The sequence below is a fragment of the Membranihabitans marinus genome, assembly GCF_021729155.1.
In the GTDB taxonomy this organism is placed as follows: domain Bacteria; phylum Bacteroidota; class Bacteroidia; order Chitinophagales; family Saprospiraceae; genus Membranihabitans; species Membranihabitans marinus.
This window is the reverse complement of record NZ_JAJQYA010000026.1, coordinates 52,721-73,461: the sequence shown is the minus strand read 5'-3', so window position 1 is coordinate 73,461 and position 20,741 is coordinate 52,721. Positions and strand designations below refer to the sequence as shown.

The following is a 20,741-nucleotide window of genomic DNA, read 5'->3' as shown; positions in this document are numbered from 1 at the left end:
TGCGACCTTTCCTCACCCACCCACAGCATGGTAGCTGTGGTTATCTCACCATTGACCGATTTACGGTCAATGATACTACGTATTATGTTCAATAATGCACTTTATTCAGTCACATTTAGTCGATTGGATGCTATTAGCTACCCCATTTGAGATCAAAAGATCTCGGTTCTCTCATCGATGATCACTTTTGGATCATCGGTACTTTGTACTGTATTCGTTCATGTTCAGTCACCCGCCAGCGGGGGACATACGACGAGTCACTATGATTTACAGATCACGAGCTGTAACGCAACCAATATCGCCTCATATTTCCTCTTTTACTAAGTTGTTTTTGTCAAACTCAGCATTGGTTTTTATCAATTCAGTACCAAGTGCATTTTCCAATTTAGAAATTGTGTCTAAGCGGAAATTTTCTTTGCCTTTTACCCATTTATTGACTTGTTGAGGGGATACGTCCAATATTTGGGCTAAATCCTTTTGGCTCATATTTTTTTCGCGGAGGATTTGTAAAATTTTAAGGGCAATATCCTGAGATCTTTCAAGCCAATCACGATTTTGGATTCGCCATTTTATTTTTTCAATGGTGTCGGTTTTCTCTTGGGAAACAAGAGCCAAAAATTTATCTTTATTCAACATCTATTATAAATTCATAAAAAGAGTCGGAATCAAATACGCCATTAGATTTTAAATAGTCCTTACACCTATTGATCTTTTTTAATTCATTATATGTGTGGTCTCTATCTTTCATGAGATGGGTAAATTTAATCGCACCTCCAGTAATTACAAAACAATTTTTGTCTATCCTTAATGCTAATATTCTTAAATAAGTCCTAGTTTTTTTAAGCTTCCCTTTTTGCCTCGATAATTCTGAAAATCCAGAAGCCTGATTATCTAAGGGTGCAAAAAATTCCTCAAGGTGTAGATCTTTCTTATTACAAATATCGTAAATAAGTTCAAGTATCTTACTCGCATTCTTTAACAACTTCACAGCTAATTTTGTTTGATCTTCTCCTTTGGGGATATCGCTTTTGTGTGTTTCTAAAAAATTAGATATGTATTCAGGATCAGTCCACAATTCCATTAACCTATCTAACTCGTGTTGACCCTCATTGTCATATTTGAAGGCAAATAATTCATTCTCAAATATAGTATTTATTTTCATAAAATAAACTTATAAGTTGATTTTAATAATAAAATTTAACATATGTTGTATCAATATAGCGTCTACTATTTGTAGATGTAAACCGGAAAATTTAGTCATGTTTCCTTTTGTATTGGCGGTAAAGTATTCTCTTTTAACATTTAGTGTAGTCTTCTTTTTTGCTAAGTATTATCATGTAAATATAAGGAATTTATACATATTAAATATTTTTAATTTGTATTGTGTTTTGTGGTAAATGTTTATAACTACTTTAAATGTTAGGAGGTAAGATGTTTTCGTATTTATAAAATACTGAAAATTAGGTGCAATATGAGATTTTAAGCTTGGAGCGGAATGTTAGTAAAAAATCAAGTAACGATCAGATTAATAACTCAGATTTCTAATAGTAGAACAAAATTTTTGTTTTTTTGAAGGAAATTGATACGATTTATTAATAGTATCAAAATTAAAACGAGGTGTACGCCGAGAAAAAAAGATATTAAAATAATCAAAGGAAGTAAGTCTGAAATAATGTAAAATCGAACGGTTTAGATCTGATCAGTTTTATTTCGGTTATGAACCTGACCAGAAACCAGAAACAAAGGCACAAAACACACAATGACAATAAATGAAAACAATATCCCCCCAATTGACCCCACCGCCAAACTATGCCAAAATACATCGCCCTGGCCGATTAAAGCAAATGGCAGTAAGCCGACAGAAGTACTGATCAAAGTCAGGAAAATAGGTAGGATTTTGTATCTAAAGGCCTGTAGGTAAGCTTCCAATTTATCAACTACTGCTACACTTTTTAAGAGCTTGTAATAGTCGGAAAGTAAATAAATCAATCCGTTGACCGTCAATCCAGTGACCAATATAAAAGAAGTATATCCTCCCTGATCAAAGCTGCTCCCAGTCCAATAAAAGATTAAAAATATCCCGATGTAGGACAATGGAATAATGGTTATGATAACCAATGGGAGGCGCAGAGATTCAAAATGAATGGCCATGATAATGTAAATCAATACAATGATGAGTAATAAATACTTGTATTGTTTTTGCTGCAACTCAGTAGAAAAATAGCTAAATTCTCGTGTTGCCATTCGAAAGCCCAAAGGCAATTCCAATTTCATTTCTGCCAACACTTCTTCCAAATATTTCTGACCAAAACGATGTGATCCCGTATAATTGAATTTAATGCCCTGTACATACTCTTGATTGATCTTGATAATGTCCTGGGCCGTTTTTTCACGGGAAAAAGTGAGGGCAGAACCTAGCGATATCGGTCGGCCACGATGAGAGATTGTTCGATTTTCTAACGACCAACGGTCGGCGTGATTCAAGCGCAGTCCGTAGTCAATCCGTGCATGATTTAATGGCTGAATCATTACCTCATTTTTTAAATTGTAATATTTCATTACTTGGGCTATCGTCGATAAGTCTAAGCCTTGGCTATAGGTTTTGTCCATATCTATGTCCAAAAAATATTCATTACTCAAGCCACCAAACCAAGATAAAGTGGTATTGGTCTTGACATCGCGAACACGAGGATGGTTTTCTAGTTTGGACTTGACAGCCTCTGCATATTGAGCCATTTTCTCTCTATCATAGCCGGTAAATTCTATGCTAAAAGAGGGTGGATTCGACATGTTGGCATTGGAATATCCCTTACCTACACCATAAATATTCCATTGAGCACCACCGAATTGATTGCTAAACAACATGGATCGGTCTTTCAATATGTAGGGTAGACTAGGATTGGCATGGTCATCAAACAATATCACAATATTGGCATTTTGTCCGTCACTAATGGTCGTGGTGTAAGATTTTAATTGGTCGGCATAATGGTCGAGGTATTGTTCTAGAATAATAATCAATTCGTTGGTTTGTTCTAGGCTAGACCCCTCCGGCATTTTGCATCGTATATACAATTGGGTCTCTTCTTGTTCTCTTAATCCACCGTGTTCGTAGGCTGAGTATACAAACAATCGCAAACTGCCCCCAAGGATTTTATTGACAATAGGGCGAGCCTCATCTTGATACCATTGACTCCCTATGGTCTGATTATACCAATCATGGCCTTCCCAATGGGCCGGTAATTTAAATATCGGAATCCCGAACAACAGTATTAAAAATCCAATCATCCAATATCTTCGTCTTTGTACAAAGCCGATATATAGGCGATAGAAATCTTCCCATTTTTGATATAAAACCTGTCCTCTGGCCACTTTGATTTTATCTTCTCCGTTATTCAATAATTCGATAAATGCAGGCACATAAATTAAACTGATAAACAGGGAAACCGAAAGATTGATGATAATGACAATAGCGAAATAGCGCAATTCTACTTTTAAATGATCGGGCAAGAAAAACAAAATAATTAAGGCCGATAAGGTTGTAAGGGTGGCTGTCAAGAGGGCAGCAAATACCTGTCGATTGCCGTGGCTTCGCAAGTGTTGCATCATAACTATGGCATTGTCGATGATCATGCCAAAGGTCACGGTAATACCGGCCAAGGCATAGAGATTGAGTTCTACTTTGCAGAAATAATAGAATATAAATGAAATGCCAAGATTGACAATAATGGAAGAGAAAATAACGGAAATCGGTTGCCAGGACCAATAACATAGCAAAACAAAGATCATAAGGATGAGGAGGGATAATCCCGTCCGTTGATATATTTTTTTCAATTCTTTTTGGAGAAATAAGGTGTTGTCTCGCTCTAAAGTCAATCGGATGCCATTGCTTATTTCTTGTTGTAGCGTCAATATTTCTTGTTTCGCATGATGACTTGCCTGTAAATGATTGACGCCAATATCTGGAAAAATGAGTATGCGCAAAGCATTTTGGCCATTGATGCGATAATACTTAGAAACTTCTTCTTCTTTCCAATAAAAGTGGGCCAATTCAAACAGGGGTATCCTTTGTTGACCACCGGATAAGACAAGTAAATTTTGTAGGGAATTGAGATTGTGGGTATCGGATGACGTATCCATGGAGGTGGAGATGGTTACGGGAATAATATTTTCATTTTTTCGATAAAATCCGATACTCTCTTTATAAAAACCTTGATGTAATACATTTTGAATTTGACTGAACGAAACATCGTAGTAATCCAATTGCAGAGGGTCGATATCCATCTGGATTTGACGGTCGCGACTGCCGTGAATCTCAACATGAGAAATGCCTTCAATAGATCCCAAAGCTGGTGCCAATACTTCATTGGCATATTTTTCAATAAAATCAACCGACCTGGGAGCGCTCACTGTGTACACTAGGATGGGTTGGTCTGATTCCTCCTGCTGACCACGCTTTCCGCTGATAGTGGTCACCGTCGGATAGCTTACTTCTGGAGGGAAGCGGCTATAGAGTTGGCGCAGTTTGGCGGATAACTCGAAACGAAAAAAATCTAAATCTACGAAGCGGCTCAATTCAATATCTACATAGCCGTATCCCTGTCTCGTAGTACTCTTGATCTGCGAGATCCCTCTCATGGTGGCAATGGCCGATTCTATGGGCACGCATACTTCTCGCTCCAATACTTCTGATGAATATCCATAGGCCGAATATTGTACTCGTAGGGAATGCTTGTCTCCACTAGCGAGGTATTGTACATTGAGTTTGGGGATGAGGGCAAAGCCAGCGATCGCCAAAAATACAGTGATGATGACCACCTGATATGGATTTTTAATCACCACTTTATTGCGCTTTGTATTTTTTGAAAAAAGAGAAATTTCTGGTGCACATAAGGTAGATTATCGGTAAAATGGTTACGCTGGATAAAGTACCCATGGCAATACCTCCAATAACGGCTAGGGCAAGAGGGCTTTGAAGTTCTGCACCCAATCCACTGCTGAGCAAGATAGGGCATAGAGCGAGGATGGTGGTAATACTGGTCATGAGGATAGGTTTGATCCGACGTCGTCCCGCTTCAAAAAGTGCGGCTTCAACTCCGAGTTTGGGACTGAGTCGATTGATCATATCGAGTTTGAGTATGGCGTCGTTGACCATGATCCCGGCCATGACTACAATCCCTATCATGGAAAGTATGGACAGGGCTTGATCTGCGAAAAATAGTAGGGTTAACGATCCAGCAATCCCAAATGGCAGGGTCAAAAGGATGACAAAGGGCAAGACTAAGGATTCAAATTGTGCACTGAGGATGAGAAAAAGTAAACAGAGTGAGACCAGCAATACCCATAATAATTCTACAATGCGTTGTTGGTTTTGGAAATAAGGACCGGTTATATCAAAGTCCAATTCCGGCAGACTATTAAAAACCGATTTTAGATTTAAAAGTTTTGCTTGGTCTATATCATCTAGAGCTATTATTTGGGCTTCGCCTTTTCTGGTGGCAGTTATTTCTTTGTAGTCGATATCATAATCCATTTTTACAAAATTGGAAAGTCCTAGGAGGCTGTCACTGGCATTGGCTATCATAGTCTGTTGGAGGAGTGTTTCAAAATCTTCACTGTTTTGGTGGATGGTGATGGCTATATTTTCATGGTTGTTGTGTAGAGTGCCCAATTGGTTGGCATTGAGCATCGAGGTGAGTTTTTGTTTGATGTCATCTACATTGACCTGGTATACGAGGGCTTTGTGAACATCGATATGAATGGATAATTTGTCGAGTTGTTGAACGGGTTCTACTTCAAATCCCTGGTCCCTGATTTGGTCAAGGTAAGTATTAAGAGTGGTTATATCTAAGGGCTGGCTTCTATTTTGAGGGCGTAATTCCACATATAGATCGTAGGGATCGGATTTAAATATCTTGTCGAAAGCATTTTCAATATAGCCGTATTTTAATCGGGTAAAAGGATATTTTTGGTGACAAAATTGCTCAACTCGCTGAATGAGATGTCGCTGTTTCTCATCATTGGATTGCATGCAGATGATTTTACTTTGTTGTATGTTTTGGTTATTGCGATCCAACAAAAACTGTTGCTCGCCCATGAGTAAATACATGTCTTCGCTGTAATGATCTAGGTGATCCATGAGTTCAAAGCTGCGTCGTTGGTTTTCAGCTAGGGTAATGTTTTGATTCCAATCAATCGTCCATTCAATACCCTCACGGCTAATGTCGGGAAATGAGGTTTTCTCAAGTTTGGGGATGAGGAAAATGGCTGCGGTGATGAGTACGCCAAAAAACATAAGGATGATTAATGGCTTTCGTAGTGAAAAATGCAACAGGTTGTGATGGTACTTTTCTAACCAATCACTGGACTTACTTAAAGCAAAATCAAATCCAAAGAGTTGGATTAAAACGGGAATCACGAGGTATGCGATCAGTAAGGACATAAAAATGGATATGGCAATAGATAGTGCTTGTTCGTAAAACAATGATCCTGCAATTCCACTCATAAATAGCAAAGGCACAAAGACGGAGCAAGTAGTGAGCATACTCGAAAGCAGAGGACTGAACACTTCGTTGGCACCCAATATGGAAGCCTCGGTCATGTTGTGGTTTTGTTGACGAAATTGGGTTATATTTTCAATAATAATGATAGAGTTGTCGATCATTAATCCCACGCCCAATATGAGGCCTGACAGCGATATGATGTTGATGGATAGTCCAAACACATAGTAAAGCAATAGGGACGAGACCAAGGTGGACGGGATAACTAGGGCAATTAAAAAAAGTGCCGAAACCCGTCGATAAAAAAGAAATAGGATGGCGATGGCAAATAGCCCTCCGTAGAGCAAACTGCTGGTGAGGTTGTCAATGGATACCCTTAAAATCTCAGATTGATCTAGAATGGCTTTTAATTCAATTTCTGGGTATTCCTGGGATAGACAATCTAGGGTTTGTAATACTTCTGCTCGCAGGTTGAAAATATTGGATTCCGGTTGTTTGAGGATGGATAGAAGAATGGATCGTTGTGGACCGTCGAAAAATTTACCTCGAAGATCTTTGGTCTTTTTTTCTATGGTGGCTAGGTCGCGGAATCGCAGGATTTGCCCATGGATGGGAATGCCCATGTTTTTTATGTCATCTAGGGATTGAAATTGACTTCGAATACTGACTTCAAACTGATATTGTCCGTCTTTGAGAAGGATGGAGCCGAGATTGATATTGTTTTTGTCTAGTGTTTCACGAAGGTGGGATTCGTCGATGCCCAAAGCCATCATTTTTTTATAGTCTGGACTAATTTGAATTTCAGCCTCGTCGTAGCCGCTAATATCTACAAAGGCCACTTCATCGAGTTGTTCCAATCTTCGTTTAACCACATTTTTACTAAACATTCCAAAGTCGACAAAATCGGTCAAAGAATCATCGCGAGGATGAAGACTGATCTGCATGACAGGAAGATCGCTCAGGCTACTGTAATTGACAATGGGGCGTTCGAGGTCTTTGGGTAGGCTTGAAATTATTTGATCGAGTTTTTCATTGGCTTCAATATAGGCCAGTGACATATCCTTGCCATAACGAAATCGGAGTTCTAGTTCGGCTCGGCCATTTTGGGACGTGGACCATGCATCATCTACCCCAGCGACTTGCAGCATCTGCAATCGAATGACCTTGGTGATTTCCTTTTCTATGATATTGGCATTTCCACTTGGGTATTTTACGAAAATACTGAGGTAGGGTAGGTCGGTTTCCGGTAATAAGGCGATAGATGTTCTCGTAAATACATAGAGTCCCATTACCACGATCATCATAAAGGTAAGGATGACTCCAATCGGGCGGTGTATGAGATATCTAAGCATTTATTGAAGTTGATCCGATGATTGAAGAATACTTACTTCCGATCCGTGATTGAGATTGAGGTTGCCTTCGACGATTACGCGGTCTCCTTCTGAAATACCGTCCATTATGCAGACATGACTCTGGTTTTGGGCGCCGATTTTAACATAATTCCAATTGGCTTTGCCAGTTTGATCATCATAGGAAAAGACCACTTCTTTGCCCGATCGAATAACGATGGCTTTCTTGGGTATAATGATTTGATTCGGGATCTGCTGTTGGATAAGGACTTGAACCTTCATCCCGTCCAATAGATTGCGATGATGGATCTTGGCTCTCACCTTGACCAGGCCTTGTTGGTCGACGACAGGGATGATTTGTTGAATGTTTGATTGCATGGGTTTAAATTGGTCGGCTAAGGGGACTATGTCAATGGTCTGGCCTAGTTTGATGTGGGCAATATCGGATTCGAGGATTTCAAAATCTACTCGGAATTCATCCGTATTGATCAATTTTGCAAATACGGAACCTGGGCTTACCGGACTGCCAATGGATTGGGAGATGTCGTAAATCATTCCATCGAATCGGGTTTGAATCCTTTGTTGTTGGCGCTGTTTCTCGAGTCGATCTATATCGAACATGGCCTGCCGATAACCGCTGAGCAAGTCGATATTGCCTAACTTATCTTTGTTGACAGAGCTGGTGTCGATTTGTCCGCTGATGAGGAGGTCTTCTCGTTTAAGCAGGGCTTGGTCAAGGTTTATCTGAGCTTGAGCCAGTTCTCGATCTAAATCCACATTGCTGAGTTGAGCTACCGTTGTGTGGGCTTTGACCCTGCTGCCTTCTTTCACCAAGATGTCGGTGATGTATCCCGTGGCATCCCATATTAAATCCATTTTTTTGAGGGCAGTGATCATTCCTTGGGCTGGTATTTGGGTTTTAAAATCACCTTGAATGGCTTGGACAACTCTGACCTCCATAACGGCTGTTAGAGGGGCTGAAGCCAAGTCCTGATGGCTGACTTCTGTTGAGGGATTGGACTGGCAAGCAATGAACAATGCCATAGTGATCCAGTAAGGATGAAGTGTGTTATGTAGTATCCGTGACAACATAGGCGATCATATTGCATTGATGTATAAATGATAAGTGGGATTCCGTGTGGAGTTTTAGCTGTTGTTAATATAGTGAAAAAAATTGTTATGTTTGGTTCTTGGCTGTTTTTCCAGTATATAAAAAGTCATTTTTAGTAATGAAGTGATGTGGTTTTTATTTCAATTCACTGTTGTTTTTTTCTTACGAGTAGTAAGGCCGCTTCAGGATCAAATTTTTTACCTTCCCATTCCATAGGTGTGCCCGTGATATAAACATTGTTGTTGGGTTGAACCAAAATAACCCTTCTTAATGGTATTTTTTGTTTAGATGAAATTATCGATCCTTGAATCCATATATATGTCTTTCGGTTCTTAAGTTCGGGTAATTCAAATGCATCACAGAATATGTCCCCTTTTTCATAATATATAGCATCATTTTTTACATCGATGTTTTCGTTTTCAAAGACAATCGCTAAAATTTTATCTAAATCTTCTATTGTAGGAATGGTCCAATTATTCATGGAAGCTATTGTTTCTTCAGCTTCCCCATAGGTGAAGTAAAATTGTTCTTCAAACTCATTTTTACTGCTATCTTTTAGAATTAAACCCTGAATTTCATAGTCGCCAATGGTAAGAAAATGATTTGAGTCTTGCTGTTGACAGGCCATAAGACTAGTGTAGAAGATTAGCCCCAATATTAGGTGTTTACATAGATTATATTCCGATAATGGCATTCGCAGTGAAGTTGTGATTTTATTCATTTTTATTGATTTTTAATAGGTTAAGAGTGTTGTGGTAGAGGTATAAGGTTTTATTTAAAAATCTAAATGGAGGATGCTGGATTGTTTATTTTGGCTTGATATTGTAGATGTAAAATTCAATTCTATCTTCAAGTTGGTCTTTTTTCATAATGTGTAGTCCTTTTTGATTAGAGAATATATGGTAGCCATATTTGACATCATCATTAATGACATTTTCACCTATTTTTTGAAAATTATTATCAAAAATGGATATGGATTCTTTTCTCTGGTCATCTATAGAAGAAATTCCTATGGTATTTATCCTTATGTATGAATTGCTACTGGGGAGATTGTATATATTGCTATAAAAACTTGTGGTTTCGTCATAAGATTGAATTTTAGGAAGATTGTTGATTTGTTTATCCTTTAAATCTGAATAGGGGATAATGTCACTGATGAATTCACTACCCATACAATAGGAATTGGATGTGGTTAAATCGTCGAAAGGGATTTCAATAATTTCTTTTGACAGTCCGAAACTATAGAGTATACCGGTGTTGGAGAGATTTGGAGTGCAAAATAATTGGTAGCAGGCAAATAATCCATATTGGCCCGTATTGTAGATTTCTGGTCTATAAAGAAAGCTATTGACATTTCCATCCTTCAAATCTACGACTGCTGCATTATGGAAATTCGTTTGATCTGTGATGGGTTCTACGCCTGCAATAAAGGTTACAAAGTATAATTTGTTGTCGTGAAATATGATGGGTTTGGCCATATTGGAAACTATTGGACCACGACAATGATTATTGGTAGCAGGTTGGGTCTGGAATTCAGAAAGTATATGGTTGTTTTGGGATATTAATTTAAGTTTTCCTGTCATCCCTTCTGCAATGACGATTGAATCTACATTGATTACATATAGGCTATTGATGCTGTTGGAAATCGCATTGGGACCTTCTTTGTCGAGAGCTATTGTCGTTAGAAGTGAGCTAGAATGGTAGTCGTATATATATAGGGCATGCTTTATGGGGTTGTGAAAGCCGAAGTATGATTTTTCTTTATGTTCATTATAAAAAAATTTCATTTCATCATTATTTGAATATTTGTCGATGTCAAAAAACACGGAGTCGACTAATTTTATTTCATGTGTTTCCAAATTCATAGAATTGCAATGAACTACCTCTAGGTCATTGCAACTCAAATTCATGTATAGGCCAAAAGCGCAATAGATTACTGTCCACATTGTGTTTCTTTTCATTGCTGTTTTTATTTTGTCGTTATCAGTATAGGTGGAAAATGATGATAATTACGACTTTCATTATTCTGCAAAAAATAAATCTTACAAATAAGGATAAGAGATCATTAACTTTAAAAAATGTCTTATAATATTTTGACTGGTATTGTTAGTGAATGTAATAAGATATTGTGTAATTGCAAAATTAAATGACACTAAGCAAGGGGGTGGGCGATATTTATGAATGTTTTTATATTGATTCGCTCTCTGTATTAGAATCTGATGGTGTGGTGTTTTGATATTTAATAGTTCATTTTAATCAATATTGATCATTGGAGGGGTTGTTCCGAAAGAAGCATCATTCATAATGGACAAAGGCTGGTGGTGTTTTTTAATACCCAATGCATTTACTAAGATTCATTATTATTTAATTCAATTTTATAAAAATAGAGATGGGATTCATCGGGAGCATTGTTTGACTGTATAAAGACAGCTTCTGGAAGAATAAGTAGCTGTGCGTTATATTGATCCCAATTTATTTCAACTTTCGATAGATATTTATAATTTTCATCCATTACACGCAAGTAAATCTTGCGTTTGTTTAGTTGAGGATCCCATTCCGATTTAAAAAATTGATAGTAGTGATTCCTATATCGGTCGGGGAATACATTACCATATATAGGTATTTCTTTGGGAAAATAATTGCTAACCGTAGCTACTACAAAATTATCCTCGTTAATACCGCAAATGCAGTCGTCATCTTCTACAATAAACTCATTAACTCTACCTAAATGATCTATGTTGAAAATGCGGCAAGACAGTGCAAAAACAAGACTTACTCCTTCACCTGTGAGATCTGTCTCCATGCTCGGAGAAATTAAATTTTTATTGGATCGATAAATTAAACTTAGTGTATTCTGTGGTATTTTTGGTGAAATAAAGCTTACCTCGTTGCCATTGTATAAACCTAATTTGAAATTTGTATCTGATTTTTCCCATGGAACAAGGGGGATGAAATTTGTATAAGTGCGATTTGAAGTGCCAAATCCAAATCCAAATGATAAGTTTTCACTGGTATTTGATTTTAATTCATCTGAGACACGAAGATTAAATGGATGAATGGTTTTATTCCTCCAATTGTAGGACAATATGCGATCGAAGCTGGCTAAAATTATATCTTCTTTGTAAATACCCTTTATCTGAGATCCTGAAACCAAGTAATCATATTGACGAAGAAAAGTATCTCGAATAGTCGTACTGTCTTTAATATTATAGAAATAGATGTCTTCATTTTGCTTATAAATGATGTTTTCATTTTTCAAAAGAAGGGGTGTTAGACCTATATTAATATTGTTTGATATTGGTAGTTTAAAATAGGTGTGGTCTGATATATTCAAATGATAGGTTGTGTTTCTATCTGAAACACAATGTGTCATTATTAAAAATAAAAAATACAATGCAAGTCTATTCATGTTTAATATTAAGGACAACCAGTCAGGCTACCAGATTTGTATTCTATTTCCATAAATCCATAATAAGCGTCAATAAACAACATTCCCATCCATACAATTTTAATTGGCTTGACAGATGTAATCTGTTACATTACCACAGACATATATTGTTCCATAGCAAGCGAGCAACGAAGATGCAAGGAAGAAACTAATCCCTTGAACAAGGAATAGAGAAATTGAAATTTACTTTTTATAAAAGATTTAAGATGTTAAGAAATAGTATTGTTTCTTTTAAGGTGGGCTTAATGTTAAATATAGTGATATGTTTTGAAAATTCAAAATTAAATTCTTTTAATTTGGTGTTTTTCTTTCGGCAACATTATTATTACGTAAGTTTTGTGCAATTTCCTGTATTATAAACATTATAATAGAAATTTATTTTTTTCAAATTATGTGGATTGTGTCGTAGAGCTTGGGTTGAGGTGAGCAGGTCGCTGCACTGCGACGAGATTACATTAAAATTGATTAGTATAAAATTTCATTTTACAATATAATATAATAGCATTGAGGGAACCAAGGCCACTGCGCCTCGGATGGGTTGGCCACTGTGTCGAGGCGTGACTGCAACGTGAATCTACAGCAAATATCCTTCCTCTATCAAAATCACAGATTGATGTTAATTGGATGATAACATAAACGGTGATGCTCATGGATTTGTCACACTTTTTGCCCAGATTAACCATATATATAATTGTAGAAAATGAAAAAATATGATCTTTTCGTGTCGTGCGATAGTAGATGCAAAAAGTCCGCCAAATCAATGTTAATTAATGTCCGATACCGTGGGTTTTCAACCCACGGCTATAACATATCATCCCTTCAGGATGACTGAGTATAGTTGCCAGAATGGCAACCAAATGACCTTAATGGGCATTTGACGAGGATGACTGAACGAAATACGAAGTATCCAATCGACTAAATGTCGATTGGGTGAAGGAACCGGGCTTCGACAAAGCTCAGCCACCGCTTCCACTGTGTTTCGGGTGGGTTGAGGTGAGCAGGTCACTGCATCTTGGATGGATAGGATGCCTACTTTGGCATGACGAGGTTTTTATGGAAATTGATAGATAAATTCCCCTCCTTTGGAGGTGACCGAATGCAGTTGCTCTATAGAGCAACCCGATGGACTAAATGTCCATCGGATGAGGGAACCGGAGCCACTGCGCTCCGGCGTGATTGTCCTGTAGTTCGTAAGGATTTTAGCCACTGGCTCCGGCGTGACTGCAACGTGAATCCACAGCAAATATCCTTCCTCTATCAAAATCACAGATTGATGTTAATTGGATGATAACATAAACGGTTATGCTCATGGATTTGTCACACTTTTTGCCCAGATTATCCAAATATATAATTGTAGAAAATGAAAAAATATGATCTTTTCGTGTCGTGCGATAGTAGATGCAAAAAGTCTGCCAAATCAATGTTAATTAATGTCCGATACCGTGGGTTTTCAACCCACGGCTATAACATATCATCCCTTCAGGATGACTGAGTATAGTTGCCAGAATGGCAACCAAATGCCCTTAATGGGCATTTGACGAGGATGACTGAACATGAACGAATAAAGTACAAAGTACCGATGATCCAAAAGTGATCATCGATGAGAGAACCGAGATCTTTTGATCTCGGATGGGGTAGCTAATAGTATCCAATCGACTAAATGTCGATTGGGTGAAGGAACCGGGCTTCGACAAAGCTCAGCCACCGCTTCCACCGTGTTTCGGGTGGGTTGAGGTGAGCAGGCCACTGCATCTTGGATGGATAGGATGCCTACTTTGGCATGACGAGGTTTTTATGGAATTTTTGAGTCGCCAATCAGTAGATGATTTGTCTTGCCAATTGTCATTCATTAGACTTACTGTTTAATTGAAAAACATCGTATTTTAAAGTATTTTCATCGTAGTGTGTGTGAAGTGGAGATCTTAAAATATGGAGTCTTTTTTCATTTACAAAACACTGAGACCATGCATGCATGGTTTGATTAAATAGAAATTCACCGAGAACATTGAGGTCATAATCTAATACCATAATACTCGCTCTGTCATATAACATTTTCATTTCATTTTCTCCATCTGCTGTTTCAAGGTCATTCACCGGCAATTTGATGAGTCGATAGAGTACTTTTTGATATGGATCGGATATAAGTGAATAATACATAAACTCACGTTTGTAATATTCCCAGATGTTCTGGAACTTATCAGATGGAACAAAATCTGTACTGTAATCTGAAATGATCTCCTTAAAATGAATGTTTTTTAAATCGTCAGTGTAAAATACTTTATGATTGTTTGCGAATTGAAAATAGAGGCGATTTTGTATTCTAACATTAGAATTAGATACACGTAATTTATCATTGTCATAGATTTCGAATGGAATGTTTAGTGGAAGTTTTTTGTTTTCATTACTAGCTAGATCGAAGGTCTTAAAAAGCAAAGCTTCTGATACCATTTCTTCACTGGGTTTCTTTGGCCACTTTGGAGCTCGGTGCGGAATAATGAGTTTTTGTGGCCCATAGTGAAAAACTTCGGAGTGGATATTGGAGTTGAGGTTCACTTGATTATTCATGGTTCGATAACTGGTGTCGGTATGGTGGATGACCTTGTAATATAACCCAGAGGTATCCATTAAATATATTTTCCCAATTTCACTACTGCTAACAAAAATACTGTCTAATCCAAATACAGAACATCCTCCAGCAAGGTCAATAATGCCATTAGGCCCTTCCCTTGGAATTTGGATGGTCTTAATATGTTTTTTTTGATTCAAGTCATATAATTCAATATAATTCATGGGCTTATTTACCCAGAAAAGATATTGATTACCATCCTTTTCTAAATATTTAGCGCAAAGGGTTCGAATAGGTGTGTAATCCTGAGCGGGCAAAGTGAGAGAGTCTACTGGCTCTAAACGGTAATTCTGCTTGGTATTTTCAGGCTGACAGGAAGATAACAAGGCAATGAAAACAACAATGTATGTCCATATAATCAGTGATTGAGTAGTCATAGGTTATATTTTTTAATCTAATATCACAATCGACTAGATTTTACAACAAGCTTTGGAGTCCGCGATCTTTGCTACTTTAATCTCAACTGTTGCCATAGCGTAGTTTCTACAATAGCAAACAAATGCCGTGACTAGATTGGAGTATTAAATTGGGGTAATAGTATTTCTTTAAAGGTGGGTTTGTCTATAAATATATTATATTTTCAGGAAGTTTGCAAATGAAATATTTTCTAATATTGGATGACAGATTGATTTTTAAAATCATACAAACACTGCCCCCTAATCTGATAATAAGTGGTCCAGTAATCACGCAAGGATTGGTAGTATAGATTACGTTGTTGGGTTTCATTGTTTAGGGCTAAATTGTAATCGTTGATGGTTGCGGATCCTTTAAGATATCTTTCTCTACTAAGGCCAACGTGCTCTTGAGCCAAATCCAAGGATAGTTGCAAGAGATTTAACTGTTGTTTTAAAAGATGAAATTGTTTAATGGTCGACAGGAGATTTCTCTCCTCTTCAATGATATTCCACGCATTGGTTTTGAGTACTAATTCGCAATTGACGGTGGCTGTTTGCACACGTGCCTTGCTCAATCCCCAATCTGTTATGGGCATACTAATGCCAAGCCTAAATAATTCTTGGTCATCCAAGTTGGAATAGGCTGCGGGTAATTGGGCGTCGGTTTGTGAAAACCCTACTTGGGCAATCAGATCAACTTTTCTGCCTTCGGCTTTGGCGGCTACCAATTCTTGCATGGCTTCGATTTCGCTGTAATTTATTTCCTCATAGAGGGGATGATGGGCTCTAAACATTCTCAAGGCAAGGCTATCTTCAATAGAAAGGTCTTGAAATTCGATGATGTCCATTTGGTAGGATATGGTTTTCTGATTGCCCAGGACACTATTGAGCTTGTCGTTGTTCAATTCAATGGCTAAGCGAGCACTGGCTAAGGCTGATTGATTGGTGTTTACATTGATTTCTAATTGAAGTATTTCTTCCCGGCCAATAAGTCCACGATGGAATCGCTGATTGGCAATTGACAATAACTCGGTATTTTGATGTAGTCGATCATCGGCAAATTTGGCATCGATTTGAGCCATCATTAGATCAAAATAAGCATTGACAATGGCTTGACTAATGTTTTCTTTCTCCTGATAATATTTTTTTTCGGCGATGCTGAGTTGGAGGGGAGCTTTTTTATCTTCCCAAGTAAATGGATTGTAACGACTCAAGGGTTGGATGATTCCAATGCTAATGGGAGTGGCGTAATAGGATCGGCTGGTGGGTGTGGACAAGACGTCGAGTCTTTTTAGACCAGTCCGAGCAAAGATAGAACCTCCTGTTTTTCGAATGTTGTAATTGAGACTTAAGTCCAAAGAGTTGGTGAGGAGGGATCGGTTGATGAATATTTCACGGCCATCGTCTGTGGTTACAGAGGAGATGGACCGGAGTAGATTGGGTAGGGTGGCATCAAAACTAATATTGGGACGAAGGCTGGCACGATAGACTTGGTGTTGAAATTGGGCATTGAGTAATCGACTGGCTGAAATGTCGTTCTCAGGGGAATGACCATGGGCAATTTGGATGAGTTGATCCAATGATTGGGCCGGTATGAGGGTAGGGCTGATGTGGATCGAAAAGACCATGCAGATGATCTGAATCAGCCGAGTTGGATAACAGTATATATTCATGTGAATAATTTGTAATTGTAAGAGATGGCCTGCGTAAATTACGATTTTTGTATAAAAATGTGTTTAAAATATTGAATTGTTTTGAATAATACAGAGAAAGGGTGGGCTTTTTCTGTGGCAGTGGCTTTCGATTCATTAGGGATTTTTTTGAATTTTTTGTCCAATTGTTGAATAGTGGAAAATGTAGGCTATAAAATTGAATTCCCATGTCGATATAAGTCTATTTTTTGCTTTGATTTAAAGGCGATGTTGATTGAGTTGTTAAATAGATTATCATGTTATACAGATCTTTGTTTGCAAATTTTTAGAAGGTCAATTATAAATACGGATATATTATATTTTTTAGATACCTTAGGTTTATGGAGTCAATGATGAAAATGGTTGAATTTTATTCTAGTATCCATAGAACCCAAAAAATATTTGTATGCGCAAGATGGTATATGTATATCTTATATTAAGTTGTTTTTCATGCCAATTGAATAATACAGATTCCAAGATTAAACCGAAAATCAGTCGAGTGACGGAATCCGTTTACGCTTCGGTAGTCGTCAAGCCCGAATTGTCCTATTTTGTACAGACCAATCGATCTGGTATCATCCATGAAGTTGCCGTTCAAAAAGGAGATACGGTGGTGGAAGGGCAAACCTTATTTAAGATTCTGACTTCTAATTTGGACAATAGGCTGGTCGATGCACAGTTGAATTTACAACAAGCCAAGTCTGACTATCTCGGTGAAAATAATCTATTGACCAACCTTCAATTGGAAATGGAAACGGCAGCTCAACAAAAGACTTTGGATTCTATTAATCTCCAAAGGCAGCTACATCTGTGGAGTCAACAGATTGGAGCCAAGATCGATTTGGATCGCGCTAAATTGCAGTACCAAGGATCGGAAAATAAATACAGCGCTCTAAAGAAAAAGTACGATCAGACCAAAGAGAATCTAAAAACCAACTACCAACGAGCACTAAATCAAGTAGCCAGCGAACGTAGTACGGTAAAGGATTATGAGTTGAAGGCCGAGATGTCGGGTAAAGTGTACGATGTGTTCAAAGAAGTGGGAGAAGTGATTAATCCACAAGATCGATTTGCAGAAATAGGCAGTGTCGATAGCTTTAAAATAGAAATGTATATCGATGAGGTTGATATCACGAGAATCAATAGGACGGATACGGTAATCATTAGTTTGGAAGCCTATCCCAAAAAGGTGTTTCGGGCGCGCATCGGAAAAATCTATCCTAAGAAGGATGAAAGTACCCAAACATTTACGGTGGAAAGTTACTTCGTAGATCAAGTGCCCAAGTTGTATGATGGATTGTCTGGAGAGGCTAATATTATTGTGGCTACGCGAAGTCATGCGCTAACCATTCCATCTAGTTACCTAAAATCAGATCAGATCGTGATTACGGAAGAGGGGGAAAAGACCGTGGTCACCGGAGTGGCAAATTTAGATTTTGTAGAAATTTTATCGGGAATCGATACCTCTGATGTCTTATTAAAACCGGAAGAATGAGTAGATTTAAACTCATATTAGACATTTCCAAAACTCATTTGGTCTCCAAATTTAAACAAACAGCGGTCGCAGCCCTTGGGGTGACCTTTGGAATTGGAGCTTATATCATTATGATGAGTTTTATGACCGGATTGAATGGTTTGTTGGATGGTCTGGTGTTGAATAGAACGCCTCATGTCCAGGTATACAATAAGACAGATCCCACGGTTGTTCAGCCCATACATCGGTATCGGGCGGATTCGAGTGATGCCCACTATATTCACTCGATAAAACCTAAAGTGAGGTTGGAACGGATCCACAATGCAATACCGATATTGGCGGAGTTAAAGCAGCAAGATAAAGTCATGGGTGCCACCCCACAAGCTACATGTAAGGTTTTTTATCTCGCAGGGTCCAACAAGCTCAATGGAATAGTCAATGGCATCGAAGTAGACGAAGAGATTAGGTTGTTTAACTTTAAGGATTATATTGTAGAGGGCGATGTAACGGGGATAAAGAGGAGAAAAAATAGCATTTTATTGGGTGCGGGCATCGCTAAAAAACTTTCTTTGCAGGTAGGCGACCGAGTTCAGGTGATGAGTACTAGTGGGGCGACTTTTTCATTGATTATTGCAGGATTATATCAGAGTGGATTGGCGGAAGTAGACGATGTTCAGAGTTTTGTCGATTTAAAGATGGCCCAACAAATTTTGGGGGCGGGTAGCAATTACATTAGCAGGATTCATGTGAAGTTAGAGGATATTGAAGAGGCCGTACCGATGTCCAAAACCATTAAAGATCTTTACGATGTGGAGGCTTTGGATATTAAGACGGCCAATGCACAGTTTGATACTGGGTCGGATATTAGGACCATGATTTCCTATGCGGTATCGATTACCTTGTTGATTGTGGCGGGCTTTGGGATTTATAATATTTTGAACATGTTTATTTATGAAAAAATGAATGATATCGCTATTCTAAAGGCCACAGGTTTTACAGGAAGTGATGTAAAATGGATTTTTATTACACAGGCGATGTTTATCGGTCTGATTGGAGGGGCACTTGGAATAGTCTTAGGATATGGGGTGTCGGTATTGATAGATAACACCCCTTTTGAGACAGAGGCCTTGCCTACGGTTACTACCTTTCCGATCAATTATGATCCTGCATTTTATATTATGGGCGTGGTGTTTGCCGTAGTCTCTACATTTATGGCGGGGTATCTGCCGGCGAGAAAGGCTCAGAAAATAGATCCAGTAGAAATCATTCGCGGTCAATAAATAGAAAAATGGAGGCAATATTAGAAACCAAAAACATCAATAAGTATTTTATGCAGCCAGTGAAATTCCATGTACTCAAGGATATTTCAATCGCCATAAATAGAGGAGAGTTTGTGTCTATTATGGGGAAATCGGGTTGTGGGAAATCGACTTTGCTCTATATATTATCTACTATGGATACGGCCTACGAAGGCGAGTTGTACATTGAAGGGGAATTGATGTCGACAAAAACAAGGAATGATTTGGCAAGGATTCGAAATGAAAAGATTGGATTCGTGTTTCAGTTTCACTATTTGCTTCCGGAGTTCACGGTATTGAAGAATGTGATGTTGCCTGCGCTTAAATTGGGTAGAGAGAGTGAGGCCGTGATCAAGGCAAAGGCGATGAATAAATTGGCTATTTTGGGAGTGGAGGAACAAGCTCATAAGAAGGCATCTCGAATTTCAGGTGGTCAAAAACAAAGGGTTTCAATAGCAAGAGCGTTGATCAATGATCCCAAGATTATCATGGGGGATGAGCCTACTGGAAATTTGGATAGTAAGAATTCAGAAAATGTATTCAATATCCTCCGAGACCTCAGTGATCAGTTTGGGTTGTCGCTATTGGTCGTCACTCACGATACAGAGTTTGCCAAGAAAACCGATCGAATTATCGAGATGGGGGATGGAATGGTTTTTTGAAAAACAGGAGTGAGGTTTTGGGCCGATGCAAGCTCAATTATTTGATTGAGGATCTGCTGTTCTTGTATCAAATGCATAGAGTCTCCTTGGGTATTGACATGAAAGTAGTGATTTTTCAATAAATTGGAAAACTGTTTTGTCATCTCAGTGAAGTAGATAAATTGTGAGCTGTGTTGTAGATTAATAAAAA

13 protein-coding genes are annotated in these 20,741 nt (G+C 38.1%); 3 read left to right on the top strand and 10 right to left on the bottom strand.

What is annotated here, in order from left to right; genetic code table 11:
• Positions 1-303: 303 nt before the first annotated feature.
• The 10 genes from LVD51_RS14690 to LVD51_RS14645 form a co-directional block, all read right to left on the bottom strand.
• On the bottom strand, positions 304-633 hold the full coding sequence (locus LVD51_RS14690; protein WP_236972154.1) for a helix-turn-helix transcriptional regulator: 330 nt from the start codon (positions 631-633) through the stop codon (positions 304-306).
• Positions 626-1,162: a hypothetical protein gene (locus tag LVD51_RS14685; protein ID WP_236972153.1), complete on the bottom strand. Its 537-nt coding sequence runs from the start codon at positions 1,160-1,162 to the stop codon at positions 626-628. Before LVD51_RS14685 ends, LVD51_RS14690 begins: the two co-directional genes overlap by 8 nt.
• A 527-nt stretch (positions 1,163-1,689) precedes the next feature.
• On the bottom strand, positions 1,690-4,836 hold the full coding sequence (locus LVD51_RS14680) for an efflux RND transporter permease subunit (RefSeq protein WP_317207904.1): 3,147 nt from the start codon (positions 4,834-4,836) through the stop codon (positions 1,690-1,692).
• Between the two features lie 4 nt (positions 4,837-4,840).
• Positions 4,841-7,849 (bottom strand): efflux RND transporter permease subunit, encoded by a 3,009-nt coding sequence (locus LVD51_RS14675; protein WP_236972151.1) that lies wholly within the window; start codon positions 7,847-7,849, stop codon positions 4,841-4,843.
• The gene (locus tag LVD51_RS14670) at positions 7,850-8,890 is read right to left on the bottom strand and encodes an efflux RND transporter periplasmic adaptor subunit (protein ID WP_236972150.1); all 1,041 of its coding nucleotides are present in this window, start codon (positions 8,888-8,890) and stop codon (positions 7,850-7,852) included.
• A 212-nt stretch (positions 8,891-9,102) separates the two neighbouring features.
• Positions 9,103-9,678 carry a hypothetical protein gene (locus tag LVD51_RS14665; RefSeq protein WP_236972149.1) on the bottom strand — a complete coding sequence of 192 codons (576 nt, stop codon included), beginning with the start codon at positions 9,676-9,678 and terminating at the stop codon, positions 9,103-9,105.
• Between the two features lie 85 nt (positions 9,679-9,763).
• On the bottom strand, positions 9,764-10,918 hold the full coding sequence (locus LVD51_RS14660) for a DUF4221 family protein (protein ID WP_236972148.1): 1,155 nt from the start codon (positions 10,916-10,918) through the stop codon (positions 9,764-9,766).
• Between the two features lie 386 nt (positions 10,919-11,304).
• Positions 11,305-12,216 (bottom strand): hypothetical protein, encoded by a 912-nt coding sequence (locus LVD51_RS14655; protein WP_236972147.1) that lies wholly within the window; start codon positions 12,214-12,216, stop codon positions 11,305-11,307.
• 2,031 nt (positions 12,217-14,247) lie between these two features.
• Entirely contained in the window at positions 14,248-15,408 is a 1,161-nt protein-coding gene (locus LVD51_RS14650; RefSeq protein WP_236972146.1) for a DUF4221 family protein, read from the bottom strand.
• Positions 15,409-15,638: 230 nt separating this feature from the next.
• Entirely contained in the window at positions 15,639-17,099 is a 1,461-nt protein-coding gene (locus LVD51_RS14645; protein ID WP_236972145.1) for a TolC family protein, read from the bottom strand.
• 424 nt (positions 17,100-17,523) lie between these two features.
• Here LVD51_RS14645 and LVD51_RS14640 point away from each other — a divergent pair, with 424 nt between their 5' ends.
• The 3 genes from LVD51_RS14640 to LVD51_RS14630 are packed head-to-tail and all read left to right on the top strand — an operon-like array spanning position 17,524 to position 20,551.
• Entirely contained in the window at positions 17,524-18,612 is a 1,089-nt protein-coding gene (locus tag LVD51_RS14640; RefSeq protein WP_236972144.1) for an efflux RND transporter periplasmic adaptor subunit, read from the top strand.
• Positions 18,609-19,871 (top strand): ABC transporter permease, encoded by a 1,263-nt coding sequence (locus tag LVD51_RS14635; protein WP_236972143.1) that lies wholly within the window; start codon positions 18,609-18,611, stop codon positions 19,869-19,871. The genes LVD51_RS14640 and LVD51_RS14635 overlap by 4 nt, the downstream gene beginning before the upstream one ends.
• Before the next feature lie 8 nt (positions 19,872-19,879).
• Positions 19,880-20,551: an ABC transporter ATP-binding protein gene (locus LVD51_RS14630; protein ID WP_236972142.1), complete on the top strand. Its 672-nt coding sequence runs from the start codon at positions 19,880-19,882 to the stop codon at positions 20,549-20,551.
• The last annotated feature ends 190 nt before the right edge of the window (positions 20,552-20,741 follow it).